The organism is Microbacterium sp. cx-55 (genome assembly GCF_021117345.1).
Lineage (GTDB): Bacteria > Actinomycetota > Actinomycetes > Actinomycetales > Microbacteriaceae > Microbacterium.
On record NZ_CP088261.1, the window covers coordinates 3,037,015 to 3,052,212 of the forward strand.

Annotated in this window: 12 protein-coding genes; 5 read left to right on the top strand and 7 right to left on the bottom strand. The window is 70.5% G+C overall.

Features of this window, described 5'->3' with window-relative positions; translation table 11 throughout:
* Positions 1-2 precede the first annotated feature (2 nt).
* The 7 genes from LQ938_RS14270 to LQ938_RS14300 all read right to left on the bottom strand — a co-directional run bounded on the left by LQ938_RS14270 (position 3) and on the right by LQ938_RS14300 (position 7,485).
* Positions 3-857 (bottom strand): PaaX family transcriptional regulator, encoded by an 855-nt coding sequence (locus LQ938_RS14270; RefSeq protein ID WP_223723182.1) that lies wholly within the window; start codon positions 855-857, stop codon positions 3-5.
* Between the two features lies 1 nt (position 858).
* Positions 859-1,659, bottom strand: a complete 801-nt coding sequence (locus LQ938_RS14275) for an ABC transporter ATP-binding protein (protein WP_223723183.1) — start codon at positions 1,657-1,659, stop codon at positions 859-861.
* Positions 1,652-2,476 (bottom strand): ABC transporter permease, encoded by an 825-nt coding sequence (locus tag LQ938_RS14280; protein ID WP_223723184.1) that lies wholly within the window; start codon positions 2,474-2,476, stop codon positions 1,652-1,654. Before LQ938_RS14280 ends, LQ938_RS14275 begins: the two co-directional genes overlap by 8 nt.
* Positions 2,473-3,318 carry an ABC transporter permease gene (locus LQ938_RS14285; RefSeq protein WP_223723185.1) on the bottom strand — a complete coding sequence of 282 codons (846 nt, stop codon included), beginning with the start codon at positions 3,316-3,318 and terminating at the stop codon, positions 2,473-2,475. Before LQ938_RS14285 ends, LQ938_RS14280 begins: the two co-directional genes overlap by 4 nt.
* A 61-nt stretch (positions 3,319-3,379) precedes the next feature.
* On the bottom strand, positions 3,380-4,366 hold the full coding sequence (locus LQ938_RS14290) for an ABC transporter substrate-binding protein (RefSeq protein ID WP_223723186.1): 987 nt from the start codon (positions 4,364-4,366) through the stop codon (positions 3,380-3,382).
* Positions 4,367-4,651: 285 nt separating this feature from the next.
* Positions 4,652-6,277: an FAD-binding oxidoreductase gene (locus LQ938_RS14295; protein ID WP_223723187.1), complete on the bottom strand. Its 1,626-nt coding sequence runs from the start codon at positions 6,275-6,277 to the stop codon at positions 4,652-4,654.
* 137 nt (positions 6,278-6,414) lie between these two features.
* The gene (locus tag LQ938_RS14300; protein ID WP_223723188.1) at positions 6,415-7,485 is read right to left on the bottom strand and encodes a helix-turn-helix transcriptional regulator; all 1,071 of its coding nucleotides are present in this window, start codon (positions 7,483-7,485) and stop codon (positions 6,415-6,417) included.
* A gap of 228 nt (positions 7,486-7,713) precedes the next feature.
* Here LQ938_RS14300 and LQ938_RS14305 point away from each other — a divergent pair, with 228 nt between their 5' ends.
* The 5 genes from LQ938_RS14305 to LQ938_RS14325 all read left to right on the top strand — a co-directional run bounded on the left by LQ938_RS14305 (position 7,714) and on the right by LQ938_RS14325 (position 15,099).
* Positions 7,714-9,963 (top strand): ATP-binding protein, encoded by a 2,250-nt coding sequence (locus LQ938_RS14305; protein ID WP_223723189.1) that lies wholly within the window; start codon positions 7,714-7,716, stop codon positions 9,961-9,963.
* Positions 9,964-10,070: 107 nt separating this feature from the next.
* Positions 10,071-10,814, top strand: coding sequence for an alpha/beta fold hydrolase (locus LQ938_RS14310; protein WP_223723190.1), 744 nt, complete (start codon positions 10,071-10,073; stop codon positions 10,812-10,814).
* Positions 10,811-12,307 (top strand): aldehyde dehydrogenase family protein, encoded by a 1,497-nt coding sequence (locus LQ938_RS14315; protein ID WP_223723191.1) that lies wholly within the window; start codon positions 10,811-10,813, stop codon positions 12,305-12,307. Before LQ938_RS14310 ends, LQ938_RS14315 begins: the two co-directional genes overlap by 4 nt.
* Positions 12,304-13,401, top strand: coding sequence for an NAD(P)-dependent alcohol dehydrogenase (locus LQ938_RS14320; RefSeq protein ID WP_223723192.1), 1,098 nt, complete (start codon positions 12,304-12,306; stop codon positions 13,399-13,401). The genes LQ938_RS14315 and LQ938_RS14320 overlap by 4 nt, the downstream gene beginning before the upstream one ends.
* A 198-nt stretch (positions 13,402-13,599) precedes the next feature.
* Positions 13,600-15,099 carry an aldehyde dehydrogenase family protein gene (locus tag LQ938_RS14325; RefSeq protein WP_223723193.1) on the top strand — a complete coding sequence of 500 codons (1,500 nt, stop codon included), beginning with the start codon at positions 13,600-13,602 and terminating at the stop codon, positions 15,097-15,099.
* Positions 15,100-15,198 lie beyond the last annotated feature (99 nt).

Below are 15,198 nucleotides of genomic sequence, written 5' to 3' on the forward strand. Positions count from 1 at the left end.
GGTCAGCGGTCGGCGAGCGCGGAGAGATCCTCGCGCGCGGCGGCCAGCAGTTCGGTGCGCCGCGCACGGTAGGCGGCGATCGACCGGGCGGCCGGCCAATCCTCGTCGAGGAAGTCGCCGGGCAGGCGCGGGTCGGCGCGGAGCAGCGCGAGCCAGTCCGACACGAGCATCGTGAGCGCAGATGCCGGAGGCACGGATGCGGCGAGCACCGCCGGATCGTCCCACACGGCGAGGAACCGCTCGTGGGCGGCCCGCAGCGCGTCGAGATCCCACGCGCCGCGCACCGACGCGGCGAGCGGGAACTCCGGCAGGTCCTGCGCGCGGAACGCCACGACGCACGACTCCGGGAGCTCGTCGCGGAGCGAGCCGAGCGCGGCGACGAGGTCGACCGCCCCGGGCGCCACCCACAGTCCGTCGCGCACCGGCGCGAAGCCCTCCCAGGTGAGCGCGGCACGCAGTCGGTGCCGAAGCGTCCGCTGGCCCTCGGGCACCGAGAATGTCACGAGCGTCCATCCCTGTCCCTGGGGCGAGAACGGATGCGGGGAGTGCACGCGCTGAGATGCCTCGCGCAGCACCTCGCGGCCGTGATCGGTGAGACCGTACTCGACCCCCCGGCCGACGCGGCCGCGGGTGAGGAACCCGCGAAGCACCATGCGGTCGAGCGTCGCACGGGCCGTCGGCACGGCGACCCCGGCGCCCTCGAGCACGTCGAGGTACACGCCCGCGCGCACCGGATCGTCCATGCCCACGTCGAGCTGCTCGCCGAGAAGGGCGAGGAGGAGCTGTTTGGGGTTGCGGGCGGATGCCGCATCCGGAGTCGTGTCCGCGGCGCGCGCCTGCGTGGCGATGGCCGGCACTTCAGGCGACCGGCCGCACGGCTTCGCCGCGCTTGGCGCGCTGGATCTGCTCGTACACGTGCGTGCGGAGCTCGGTGAAGCGCGGCAGCGCGCGCGTGGTGATCTGGTCGCGCTCGGGGGCGAGGTCGACCCTCAGGTCTTCCTGCACCCAGGTGGGCGACTTCGAGAGCACGACGACCCGCTCGCCGAGGTAGACGGACTCGTCGATGTCGTGGGTCACGAACAGGATCGACATGCCGCGCTCGAGGTGCAGGCGCCGCACGAGGTCTTCGAGGTCGGCGCGGGTCTGCGCGTCGACCGCCGCGAACGGCTCGTCCATGATGAGCACTTCGGGCTGGTAGGCGACGGCGCGCGCGATGGCGACGCGCTGCTGCATGCCCCCCGATAGCTGCCACGGGTAGCTTCCGGCGGCGTGGTCGAGCCCGACGGCCGCGAGCGCGTCGTCGATCAGCCGGTCGCGCTCGGCCCTGCTGAGCTTCTTGTGCTTCAGGGGCAGCTCCACGTTGCCGCGCACGGTGAGCCACGGGTAGAGGCTGCGGCCGTATTCCTGGAAGACGAGGGCCATGTTCGGCGGGGGGCCGGTGACCTTCTTGCCGTCGAGCACGACGGACCCCGCCGTCGGGGAGAGGAGCCCCGCGATGCACTTGAGCAGGGTCGTCTTTCCGCATCCGGACGGACCGACGATGCACACCAGCTCGCCGCGGTTCATCGTGAAATCGATGTCGCCGATCGCCTCGACCGAGCCCGTCGACGATTCGTATACCTTCTTGAGGTGCTCGACCTGCAGGAGTGTGTCAGGCACGCTCCACCTCCTTGATTCCGTGGTACCAGCGCAGAACCCTGCGCTCGACGAGAGTGAAGATGACCGCGAGCAGGATGCCGACGAGACCGAGGAGCACGATGCCGCTCCACATCTCCGCGATCAGATAGTTGCGCTGGAAGTAGGCGATCCGGAAGCCGAGTCCCGATGACGAGTAGAACATCTCCGAGATCACCATCATGATGAGCGCGACCGACAGGGTCTGCCGAACGCCCGCCATGATCCGCGGACTCGCGGCCGGCAGCACCAGTCCGAAGAGCCGCTGCGAGCGGGTGAGAGCGAACGAGCGCGCCGTCTCGGTCATGACCGCATCCGTGCCGCGCACCCCTTCCACGGTGTTCAGCAGCACCGGCCAGAGCGATCCGAACACGATGACGACGATCTTCATGTTGTCGGTCACGCCGAGGAGGGCCACGAACACCGGGATGAGGACGGGCGGCGGGATGGCGCGGAAGAACTCGAGCAGCGGCTCGAGGAGCTCGCGCAGCCAGCGCGTGAGGCCGATGACCGTGCCGGCGGCGACACCGATCGCGACGGCCAGCACGATCGCCAGGGAGAGGCGCGCGAGGCTCGGGATGACGTCGGTGAGAAACGCCGGACCGATCCAGGTCTGGATGAACGCGTCGAGGATCGTCAGCGGCCCGGGGAAGAACTTCGCGGGCGACACCGTGCCCCAGATTCCCCAGATCACGAGCAGCACGATCGGGAGTCCGATCGCGAACCCGACGCTGCGCGAGAGACCGCCCCAGATGGACGGGCGGGCGGGTGCCGTTCGCACGGTGCTCGTGTAGAGGGTCACAGGATCTCCTCCCCGCGCACCGACTGATGCCAGGCGAGGGCCCGGCGCTCGATGGCACGGAAGCCGAGGTTGACGATCAGCCCGAGGACGCCCGTGACGAGCACGATCGCGTACACGGTGGTGATGTTGCCCACGTTGTAGGCTTGCACGATCGTGCGGCCGAGCCCCGGGTTGCCGATGGTCATCTCCGCGGTGACCGCCAGGATGAGGGCGACCGCGGCGGCGAGCCGGAGCCCCGTGAAGATGTACGGCAGGGCGGTGGGCAGCACCAGGCTTCGCAGCTGCGCCGAGCGGGTGAGCCCGAAGCTGCGTGCGGTGTCGCGGGCGACCGTGTCGATGTCGGCGACGCCGTAGAGCACCTGCACGAACACCTGCCAGAAGCACGCGTAGACGATGATCACGAGCGCGGCCTGGATCTGGATGCCGTACGCCAGGATCGCGAGCGGGATGAGGGCGACCGAGGGGATTGGGCGGAGGAACTCCACCATCGAGTGCGTCGCGCGGCGGAGGAACGGGATCATCCCGACCAGCGCACCGAGCGCGATACCGAGCACCGCGGCGATCGCGAGTCCGATCAGCCAGGCGGTCATGGTGCGACCCACGTTCCGCCAGAACTCGAGATCGGTGACCATCTTCGCGAGCTGCGAGAAGGTGTCGACCGCGGAGGGGAGCTGGGTGGGGCTGACGATGCCGGCCATCGCGACGAGCTGCCAGCATCCGAGGAACCCGACGATGCCGAGCACGCCGAGCGCCGCCTTGCGGACGGAACGCGGCGACCGGCGGCGGGTGCGCGGAACGACGATCGTCGAGGTGTGCACCGGCGCGGGAGGGGCGAGGGTCATGAGACGCCTTCCGGGAAGAGGGGATGCGGGGATGCCGCCGCGGGGGCGGCATCCCCGGGAGTCACGACTGCGGCTGGATCAGCGTGTCGAAGTCGGGCTCGGCGTCGATGTAGCCGTACTCGACGGCGAGCGCGGCCAGGTCCTCGATCCCGGCATCGCCGAGCTCGGGCGTGAAGTCGGGCAGTGTGATGGCGGCAGCCGCCGCCTCCGGGATCTCGAGGTTCTTCACGATCGCCGCACGGACGGCGTCTTCGTTGTCGGTCGCGTAGGCGAGGGCTTCGGTCATCGCCTCGGAGTACGCGGCGACGAGGTCGGGATCGCTGTCGATCTTCTCCTGCGTCGTGAAGTTCGTCAGCACGGTGAGGCCCGGAATCGTGGCCTGGTACGGCGAGACGACGTCGACGCCCCCGGCGCCGACGATCTGGCCGCGGAACGGGTCGGGCGCCCAGCCGGCGTCGATGTTGCCGGCCTCGAGCTGCGCCTTCACATCGGGGAACGCGACCTCGATGAACTCGATCGTGGACGAGTCGCCGCCCGCGTCGTCGACGGCCTTGCGGATGGTGAGGTCGCCCGCGGCGCCGATGCTGTTGACCGATACGCGCTTGCCGGCGAGGTCGGCGGGACTCGTGATGCCCGAGTCACCGAGGGCGACGACCGAGTTGACGTCGGCTCCGTCGGCGAGGCTCGAGGCGTAGTTGCTGAAGATCACGACGCCCAGGTCCTGCAGGCTCGCGCGGATCGGGCCCATCGGCTGCCCGATCGCGAAGTCGATGTCGCCGCTCAGCAGAGCGGGGATCGCCTGCGCGCCGCCCTGCGCGGGCACCACCTCGACGTCGAGGCCGTGCTCCTCGAAGATTCCCGCGTCGATCGCGGCCCAGAGGGCGCCGGTCTCCGCGATCGGGAGCGCCGCCACACGAACGGGCGTCAGCTCCCCGGAGCCTTCGGGGGCGGCGGAGTCGCTCGCCGCGGGGGCGGCCGAGTCGGAGCATCCGGCCAAGGTCAGTGCGGCGACGGCCGCCAGAGCGAATGCTGCAAGGGTCTTCTTCATCGAAGGGCCTCTCAAGGAACGGGTCAGCGGGATGTCGGCCACGGCGCGGCGTCGTCACGCTCGGGCAAGAATGCACCCGCACGCGTCGGCACCGCGGTGTGCTGACTCCGCCATCGTGGGCGACCCAAGCCCCTGTGTCAAGACTTTCGTGACGATCGTCACGATTTCGTTGACTGAATCACGCCCGTCCCGGTTTCGTTGAGCAACCCTCCGCGGTCCGCACGCTGCCCCCGATCCGCGACCCGGGGCGACCCGGTCGTCGCGGACAGCGTGCGGATGGCGGAGTCAGAGTCCGCGGCCGCGCAGGCGCGCGGGCCAGATGCCCGCCTTCCCCGGGTTCAAGATCCCGCGCGGATCGAGCGCGTCCTTGAGACGTTCGTTGAAGCGACGCTGGGCGTGATCGTTCCAGGAGTAGGTGTCGGCGACGTGGTCGGCCCAGGCGTGGTGCGCGCGGTACTCGCCGTACCCGTGCGCCGCGGCCTCGTCGATGAGATCGTGCACGAGGCGAAGCGTCTCATCGCGCTGCACGGCATCGGTCCGGCTGTAGAGCAGCAGGCTGATGTGGTGCATCTCGCGCAGGCCCACCACGAACTGGGCGGCGTAGTCCTTGCGTGCCGCATCCGCCCGGGCCTTCACCATCCGGAACTGGCGCAGGGCGTCTTCGCCGTCGGGGGCGGAGATGGGCGAGAATCCCATGTGCGCGCCATCCGGAAGCCAGTTCAGCAGGTTCGCCTCTTCGATGGTCGGGATGCCGGTGTTGATCCGGTGCCGATCGTGCAGGGTGTGCGCCCCGCGGTCCTCCTCGGTGAGCGGGCGGGTCTGCGTGGTGGAGAACTTCGCCCCCGGGATCGTCCCGAAGGATCCCTCGATGATCGCCAGGTACTGCTCGATGACCGGCGGCGGTCCGTAGACCGTGCCGTAGAGGTTCCAGTACCCGAGGCCGAGTTCGGCCTTCATCCGGTCCACCACCTCATCCGGGATCGGGGTGTCGTCCGCGTGCCAATCCGCGCGCGCAGAGACCTGCGCCGCGTCGAGGAAGATGTTGCGCAGCACCGGCACGTTCTGCAGCGGCGCCATGTTGATGCGCAGCGGCAGCATCGTGTCGATGATGGCGCCGAGGTCGTCGGCCCGATCGAACGTGATCTGGAACGTCTCCGCCGCGGGCGGTGCCCCCATGAGCTGCACGCCCATCTTGGTGACGATGCCGAAGTTGGACTGCTCGAACAGGTTGTCGGGTTGCGGCCCGAAGCTCGGGGCGAACAGCTGCCACGTGTTGCTGCCGGGGATCCCGCCCATGCCCGTACGCAGCACATCGCCGTCGGGCAGGACGATCTCCATCCCCGACTTCCAGGCGGAGTGGTTGCCGTACGGCGTGTATCCGACGCCACGATCGAGCGTGTTTCCGACGATGCTCCCCCAGGAGAGATCGGGGCCGTCGATCCAGAGGTCGTACCCCTTCTCCTGGATGGCCGCGTACAGCTCGAAGTAGGTGACGCCCGGCTCGATCAGCGCGTAGGCGTACTTCTCGTTCAGCTCGAGCACCCGGTTCAGCCGGCGCCCCACATGCACGATGATGCTGCCCGCGACGCGCGGGGCGGCACCGCCGTACCCGAGATTCTTCCCCGTGGAGATCGCGTGCAACGGCACCAGGTACTCGTTCGCGATGCGCACGATGCGCTGCACGTCTTCCGTGGAGCCGGGATACACCACGGCGCTCGCCGTGAACGACAGGTCTCCGGTGACGGGGAACTCGTCGTCGTAGCGGGACACCTCGGCCGGGTCGACGTGGACCCACTCGTCGCCGAGGGCGGCGACCAGTTCCGCGATCGCCGCATCGAACGCGTCGGCGGTGACGTCGGGGGGAAGCACGCGGACCGAATCGGACGGTCGAGTGGAGGCGGATATGGTCATGGCGAACTCCTCGTCGAGTCTGCGAACGGCGGTGCCGTCGGGCGCCGCCGGCCCGGGAACGGGCAGACCTACCCTCGCCCCGCGTCGATGCACCGCCAAGGCCTACTGCGCGAATCGGATATCGAGGGGAACGCCGCTCAGCCGCGGCGGAGCGTCTCCACGGGCGACTCGCCGAAGCGCCGCCGGTAGTCGGTCGCGAAACGCCCGTGGTGCGCGAATCCGCACCGGTCGGCGATCTGCGCCACGGAGATCTCCGGCGCACTGGCACGCTCCAGCTCGCGTCGCGCGAGCGTCAGACGTCGCTGGCGCAGATAGGCCAGCGGCGTGGTGTCGAGCGCCCGGCGAAAGCCGATCTGCAGGGCGCGCACGCTGACGCCGACCACCGCCGCGAGTTCGGGGACAGTGAGCGACGTGACCGTGGGCGACGAATCGACGTAGGCGATCGCACGGCGGATCGCCCCCGGGCCCGCCGCGTCTCCGGGGTGGGCCAGCTCGTCGCGGAATGCGTGCGGAGAAGCGACGAGGAGGCCCGCCATGAGCGCCTCCTGCAGACCATCCCGCACGACCGGATCCGCGCCGAGTCCCGACGGCCCCCACAGCCGGCGCGCGAGCAACTGCACCACCGCGAACCAGTCGCGTGCCGCGGGGCTCGTGAGCGGGAACTCCAGCGCGAACTCGATGTGGGCACCACCGAGCCGCCTTCCCAGCAGCGACTCGAGGCGTGATTCGAGCGCCGCGGAGTCGATCTTGATGCCGAGCACGCGAGTGGGCGTCTCGAACCCCTCGAAGCCGTGCGGGTGGAGTCCGTACTGCGCCGCCCGGAGGCCGGTGGCGAGCATCTGTTCGCCGGGGCGTCCGGTGCGAAGGGTTCCGGTCAGCGGGATGTTGATCTGATAGGCGCCGGGCACCGATCCCGATTCGACGCGGGCCCCCGCGCTGTACTGCACCGTGCCGAGCGTGACCGGGCCGGCGCGGTACGAGGTCAGGGTGAGCCGCGGCGGACGCGCGGCGTCCAGCGGCCGGAGCGTGTGCCGGTGGAAGACCTGGGCCCCGACCGACTCCGCCTCCTCCATCGACGCGTTCCGCACGGCGAACGACGCGGGGGCCACTCGACTCGGCGCCTCGGTCTCCTCGCCCGCGCGCGGGGCGGAGCGGTCGCCGCGGGCACGTCCGGCTCGGGGCGTGCCGCCATCATCCGATATGCGCATCAGCCACCGCCCGCCGCGACGGCGAGCGCACCGGGCGCGCGATCGAGGTCGTCATGAAGTCTCCGGTTCGTCATCGAACGGGGTATGCCGGGCGACGAGTCGTGTCGGGCGACGGGTCGCATGACCAGTATCCGTCTCCGCGGATACATCGGGTCATCCGTGAGATCACGGAATCGACCCGCCGCATGCGCGGGCATGGATAATCGACGTCAGGACGAAGGAGTCTTGATGCTCAGCGAATCGCGCAGCGAGTTCGTCGGCCGCCGGGCCGAACTCGCGACGATCGGCGCGCTGCTGGGCGACGCGCGACTCGTCACCCTCACCGGAGTCGGCGGCGTCGGGAAAACCCGCCTGGCCCTCCGCGCCGCCAACGAATACGCGCGTTCGCGTGAGGTGCTCACCTGGTTCGTCGCCCTCGACACCCTGCAGGATCCGCAGCGGGTTCCGTTGACGGTTGCGCGCGCGCTCCCCCTCGGCGAGCATTCCGCGCGCGACCCGCTCGACTTCCTCGTCGACGTTCTCGCGGACACCCCCGCGATCGTCGTGCTCGACAACTGCGAGCACCTCATCGACGCCGTCTCCGCGTTCGCCGACGAGCTCCTGGATGCGGTTCCGGGCCTGACGATCCTCGCCACCAGCCGCCGGCGCCTCGATGTGGACGGCGAGCAGGTGTACGCGGTGCCGCCGCTCTCGCTGACAGAGGATTCGGCAGCGCCCTCGGATGCCGTCGCCCTGCTCCTCTCGCGCGCCCGCGCGGCGGATGCGGCGTTCGAGCTGGCGCCGCGGGAGTGGGCGGTGGCGGCGGAACTCTGCCGCGCGCTCGACGGCCTGCCGCTCGCGATCGAACTGGCGGCGACGCGCCTTCGCGCCCTCCCGCTGACCGACCTGCTGGGCCGCCTCTCGTCGAGATTCACGCTCCTGCGTGCGGCGGGGCGCTCGGCGGTCGCCCGGCAGCGCACCCTCCGCGCCGTCGTGGACTGGAGTTACGAGCTGTGCTCCCCCGAACAGCGCGCTCTCTGGGACGCGATGAGCGTCTTCCGCGGCCGCTTCGATCTCGCCGCCGCCGCGGCCGTCGCGGAGCGGCCCGAGGCCGAGGTGGTCGACATCCTCGACGACCTCGTGGCGCAGTCCGTCGTCGAGGCCGACCGCGAGAGCGGCGGATTCCGGATGCTGGAGACTATCCGCGCCTACGGACGCGAGCGTTCCGAAGAGCACGGAACGCGGCCCTCGCTGCTGCGGCGCCACCTCGACCACTATCGACGGCTCGCCGAGCGGTCCCACCGGGAGTGGTACGGACCGCATCAACGGCAGATCATCGCCGCCCAGCGCGCCGATCGGGCTGAACTCCACGCCGCCCTCGCCACGGCCGTCGCCATCGACACGGACGCCGCGCTCGATCTCTTCGGCCGCCTGCGCTACCACTGGGGCGTGAGCGGTCTCCTCCCGGAAGGCCGGGCGTGGGCGACGCGGGTCCTCGGCCTGCCGGGCGGCGGATCGGTGGTGCGCACCCGGGCGCTGCTCACTGCCGCCTGGCTCTGTCTGCTGCAGGGAGATCTCGCCGAGGCCGACGAACTCCTGACCGAAGCCGAGCGGCTGGCTCCGAGCGCACCGCCCGCGGACGCGGCGCAGTTCGCGATCGAGGTGCATCGCTGGCGCGGTTCGCACGCCCTGTTCTCGGGTGATCCTCGGCGCGGGGCCGTCGAGTTCGCTCGGTCGATCCGGCTCGCGACCGACGCGGGCCATCCCGAGGAGGCCCTCCTCGCCCAGTTCCAGTTGACGACCGCCCGCTGTCATCTCGGCGAGCGGGGGGCCGGCGCGTCCGCGCAGGCGGCGGTTCGTCACGCCGAGGCGATCGGGGAGATGTGGATGCGGTCCCTCGCGATGTGGTCGCTCGCGCTCGCCGCGTTCTGCGACGGCGAACTGGACGAGGCCGAACGCTACGGTCGCGCCTCGCTGACCGCCGACGACGGGATCGACGACCCGGTCGGAGACTGCCTCGCGCTCGAGATCCTGAGCTGGATCGACGCCGCACGGGTGCCCACCGAGCGGTCCGCGGTGCTGCTGGGTGCCGCCCGCACCCGGTGGCGCCGGGTCGGCTCCGACATCTCGCGGCTCGGCCCGCACCTGACCGCGCACCACGATCGCTGCCTCACGCAGGTGCGCGAATCGCTCGGCGAGCGCGCCTTCGAGCGGGCCGTGTCGGCGGGCGAGCAGCTCTCGCCCGCCGAGGCCGTGTCGTTCGCCGCATCCGCGCACGGCTCCGGCGCGCTCAGCGAACGGGAGTCCCAGGTGGCCGCCGGCATCCACGCCGGACTCAGCAACCGGGAGATCGCCGACCGCCTGGTGCTCTCCATCCGCACGGTCGACACGCACGTGCAGCGCATCCTCGCGAAGCTCGGGTTCGGCTCCCGCACGCAGATCGCCGCGTGGTTCGAAGCGACCTCTCCGCCGCCCGTCGACACGCTCCGGATTACGTAGTCCTACGGATACCGCACAGCCGGACGACGGCGGACACTGACCGAAGACATCGTCGTCATCGGACAGCCGGCTCGCGCCGCCCTCCGCGGATCAAGGAAGACCCGGCTATGGAATCACGCCCGCATATCGTTCTCGTTCACGGCGCCTGGGTGGGCGGATGGGAGTTCGCCGACATCATCCCGCTGCTGCAGCACGCGGGCTGGAGCATCGAGACCGTGGAGCTTCCGTCGACCGGATCCACGGGCACCATGAGCGCGGATGCGGACGCCGTCACCGCCGCCCTCGATCGGGCGCCCGGACCGGTGCTGCTGGTCGGCCACTCCTACGGCGGGGTGCCCGTGACGCAGGCGGGCGACCACCGCGCCGTCGCCGGCATCGTGTACGTCGCTGCGTTCGCCCTGGAGCAGAACGAGAGCGTGCAGAGCGCGCTCGGAGGCGAGCTGCCCGGGGTCTGGAGCGCCGCCGAAGGACAGGTAAGGCTCGGCGCCGACCGCGCGGCACTCGTCGCGCTCGTGTCGACCGGACTGCCGCCCGGCACGCCGCCCGCGGTCGGAGAACAGCTGGCCGACATGTTCCGCCCGCAGTCGCTCGCCTCGCTCACCGAACCCGTGCGCTCGGTCGCCTGGCGGACGAAGCCCAGCTGGTACGTCCTCACCGAGAACGACGACCTCGTCCCGCCGGATTTCCAGAGATCCCTCGCCGAGCGCGCTGGCGCTGAGATCATCCGCGTCCCCACCGGGCACGCGCCCTTCCAGGAGGCCCCGGCGGACTTCGTCGCGGTCATCGAACGGATTGCGGCGGAGTTGCCGCAATCGACCCCGAACACCCCCCACCCGAGGAGCGAACAATGACGATCACTCACCCCGCATCCACCGACGAGGCCACCGCCTTCTCGCCCGGCCGACTGTTCATCGACGGCGTCTGGCGGGAGGCATCCGACGGCGGCCGCACCGACATCATCGCGCCGGCGACCGGTCAGAAGATCACCGATGTCGCCCGCGCGACCGTGCAGGACGTCGACGACGCGGTCGCCGCCGCCCGGCGCGCGTTCGACTCGGGAATCTGGTCGGGCCTGTCCAGCCGGGAACGCGCCCGCATCCTGCAGCGGGCGTACGACCTCATCCGCGAGCGCAGCGAAGATCTCGCGCAGGCCGAGAGCATTGACGTCGGCAAGCCGATCATGCTCGCCCGGGTCGTCGACGTGAACAACGCCGCAGAGCTCTACGAGTACTACGCGAGCCTCGGTCATCACCTGGACGGCGAGGTGCGCGAGATCACCGCGGACGCGCACGCCTTCGTCACGAACGAGCCGTACGGGGTGGTGGCGGCCATCACCCCGTTCAACTTCCCGCTCATCCTGTCGAGCTCGAAGATCGCCCCCGCCCTCATCGCCGGGAACACGATCGTGCACAAGCCGGCGGGCGAGACGCCGCTCTCGGCGCTGCTGATCGCCGACATCCTGCACGAGGCCGGTGTGCCCGCCGGAGTGTTCAACGTCGTCACCGGGTCCGGTGCGACGATCGGCGATCACCTCGTCGGACACCCCGACGTCGACAAGGTCGCGTTCACCGGGTCGACCGAGATCGGCGCCCACGCCGCGGCACTGGCCGGGCAGACGCGCAAGCCCTTCACCGCCGAGCTCGGCGGGAACGCGGCCAACATCCTGTTCGCCGACGCCGACCTCGATACCGCCATCCACACGATCATCTCTGCTTTCGTGTTCAACGCTGGCCAGTTCTGCATGGCAGGACCCCGGCTGCTCGTCGAGCGGCCGCTGTACGAAACCGTGCTCGGCATCCTCGAGCAGGCGGTGCCGCACGTCCCGTTCGGCGACATCACCGATCCCGACACGGTCATCGGGCCGCTCGCCAGCCGCGTGCAGCTCGAGAAGGTCCGCGACATGGTCGACCGGGCGCGCGCGGCCGGCGCACGGGTCGTCACGGGTGGTGCGCCCGTGCCGCGGGACGGCGGGTTCTTTTACGCCCCGACCGTGCTCGCCGACGTCGCCGCCGATGCCGAGATCGTGATCGAGGAGGTGTTCGGTCCCGTGCTGACGGTGCAGCCCTTCGACACCGAGGACGAAGCCATCGCCCTCGCGAACGGCACCCGTTACGGCCTGGCGAGCGGCATCCAGACCTCGGATCTGGCCAAGGCCCACCGGGTCGCCCGCCGCCTCCACGCCGGCATCACCTGGGTCAACGGATGGGCGATCCTCGACCCGGCGATCTCGTTCGGCGGGGTCAAGGATTCCGGCTGGGGCCGGGAGGGCGGCCCGGAGGCGATGGCGTCGTACCAGAAGTCGCACTCCATCGTCATCAACCTCGCCCAGGGCGTCGGCCGATGACGGCGGGGCGCGCGGCGGTCCTCGAGAACGGAGCGCTGACGGTCGCCGACGTCGAGTACGGACGCCCCGGTCACGGCGAGGTGCGCGTGCGACTGGTCGCGAGCGGCCTGTGCCACACGGATCTCGGCGTCATCGCCGGCGGCATCCCGTTTCCATCCCCCGGGGTCATCGGGCACGAGGGCGGCGGCATCGTCGACGAGGTCGGGGCGGGGGTGACGCAGATCACGGTCGGTGACAAGGTGCTCCTGAGTTTCACGTCGTGCGGTGCGTGCGCCGGATGCGACACGGGCCACCCCGCGTACTGCGAGACCTGGCAACCGCGCAACCTGTTCGGGCTCCTGCGCGGCGAGGACTCCGGAGTTATCACCCGCGACGGTGCGCCGATCTCCGGCCACTTCTTCGGTCAGTCCTCGTTCGGCACCTACGCGATCGCCGATGAGCGGTCGCTCGTGAAGGTCGGGGCAGACGCCGACCTCGCTGTGCTCGCGCCGCTCGGTTGCGGGGTGCTCACGGGCTTCGGGTCGATGTGGAACGTGCTCGATCCCGGCACGAGCGACACCGTCGCCGTGTACGGCACCGGTGCGGTGGGGCTCTCCGCCGTCATGGCGGCCGCGGATCGGCATCCGGCGGCGATCGTCGCGATCGACCTCGTGGACGAGCGGCTCGCCCTCGCGCGACGACTCGGCGCCACCCACACGATCAACCCGGGCACGGAGAACGTAGCCGAGCGGCTGGCGGAGATCACCGGCGGGCACGGCATCGATCTGAGCTTCGACACCACGGCGAACCCGCGGGTCGCCCGCGGGGCTCTGGATGCGGCCGCCATCCGGGGCACCGTGCTCGTCTGCGGCGCGCCGCCCCCGGGCACGGAGATCCTCGTCGACATCCAGGGCATCCTGACGGGCAAGGTGCTTCGCGGTGTCACGATGGGCGACACCGTGCCGCAGGAGCTCATCCCCCGCCTCGCGGCCCTGCACGCCGAGGGGCGCCTGCCCCTGGAGGAACTCGAGAAGACATACGCACTCGACGACATCGACCAGGCCGTCGCCGACATGCACCACGGCGTGACGGTGAAACCGGTCATCGTCTACTGAGTCGTGGGGGCCACAGCGATGCGGCCCCCACGCGGACGGTTGTGGACACGGCGCCCAGCGCACACAATCAACCGTAACGGCCCGCTCATCGTCGATGCGAGGGCCGTGAACGATCGTCGTCGCACACAGGGGTGCACACCCGCTCGCCCCCGACGAACGCAACGCTTCACAACACGATTCACAGAGAGGTGAATGTCGATGACCGACAACGTTCTTACCGCCGCCGGAGTGCGGACGGGTCTCTACATCGGAGGGGAGGAGCGGTTCACCGAGAACACGCTCGACATCGTCGACCCCGCACAGCCGGGCACGATCGTCGGACGAGCGGCCGCCGCATCCGCCGATGATGTGACGGATGCGGTCGCCGCCGCGAAGTCCGCCTACCCGGCCTGGTCGGCGCTCGGGGCGACCGAGCGCGCACGCCTGATGACCGAGGCGATCGCCGGAATCGCGGACGACCGCGACGAGGATGCGGCGATCCTCTCGCAGGAGAACGGCAAGGTGAGATTCGAGGCGTGGGTCGACGCCCTCGTCTTCGAGATCCGCTGGAACCTCGCCCTCATGCTGGCCGCCGAGGTCGACACGAGCAAGACCCTGCCGGTCGTTCCGGGCGCGATCCCGGTCTCGACCGAGGTCGCGTACCAGTCGCTCGGGGTGGTCACGGTGATCGTGCCGTTCAACTGGCCCATCGCCATCCTGGGCGCCGCGCTCCCGCATGCTCTGCTCGCCGGCAACACCGCCATCGTGAAGCCGCCGCCCTCCGCACCGCTCGCGACCGCGCGCCTCGTGCAGCGCATCGCCGAGAAGCTTCCCGCCGGTGTGCTGAACATCGTGACGGGTCGCGACGAGAACATGGCCGCCCTCATCCAGAACACGGATGTGGCGAAGGTCTGCTTCACGGGAAGCGTGAACGGCGGAAAACGCATCATGGAGATGGCGTCGAAGAGCCTCACCCGGGTGACGCTCGAGCTCGGCGGCAACGATGCGGCGGTGTTCCTCGAGGACGCGATCCTCGATGATGCGCACCTGGACCGACTCTTCGCGGCCGTGTACGACACGACCGGCCAGATCTGCATGAATGCGAAGCGGGTGTTCGCCCACCGCTCCCGGATCGACGAGGTCGTCGCGGGGCTGTCCGCGCGCCTGGAGAAGGTCGTGATCGGTCACGGGCTCGCCGAGGGCACCACGATGGGCCCGCTGCACCAGCCCGCGCAGAAGGCGTTCGTCGAAGACCTCATCCGGGAGGCGAAGGACGCCGGAGCCGACGTGCGCGAGTTCGGCGAGCTGCCTGGCGGCGACCTGGCGGACGGCAACTTCCTGCGCCCCGCGATCGTCGTCGACCCGCCTCTCACGCTGCGCGTGGTGACGCAGGAGCAGTTCGGCCCGGTCATCCCCATCATCCCGTTCGACACCGAGGAGGATGCGGTGCGCCTCGCGAACGATACCTGGGGAGGCCTCTGCGGATCGGTGTGGACGGCCGACCCGGCCGCGGCGCACCGCGTCGGCAGTCAGCTCGAGTGCGGCTACGTCTGGGTCAACGACCACGGCGCCACCCGCCTCGATCTGCGGGCGCCGTTCGGCGGCGTGAAGCAGTCCGGGTTCGGGCGGGAGCAGGGCATCGAGGGCGTCCGCGCCTTCCAGGACACCCGCTCGATCGCGACGATCGACCCGGAGGCGCTCGCCGCCATGGCGCACTAGCACCGCCGCCGCATCCGCATCCGCATCCGTCCGTCTCCGCCCGTCCCCTGACCGCGAGACTGCACTGGGGCGGCGAGACGTTGGTCGAGAACCAACGTC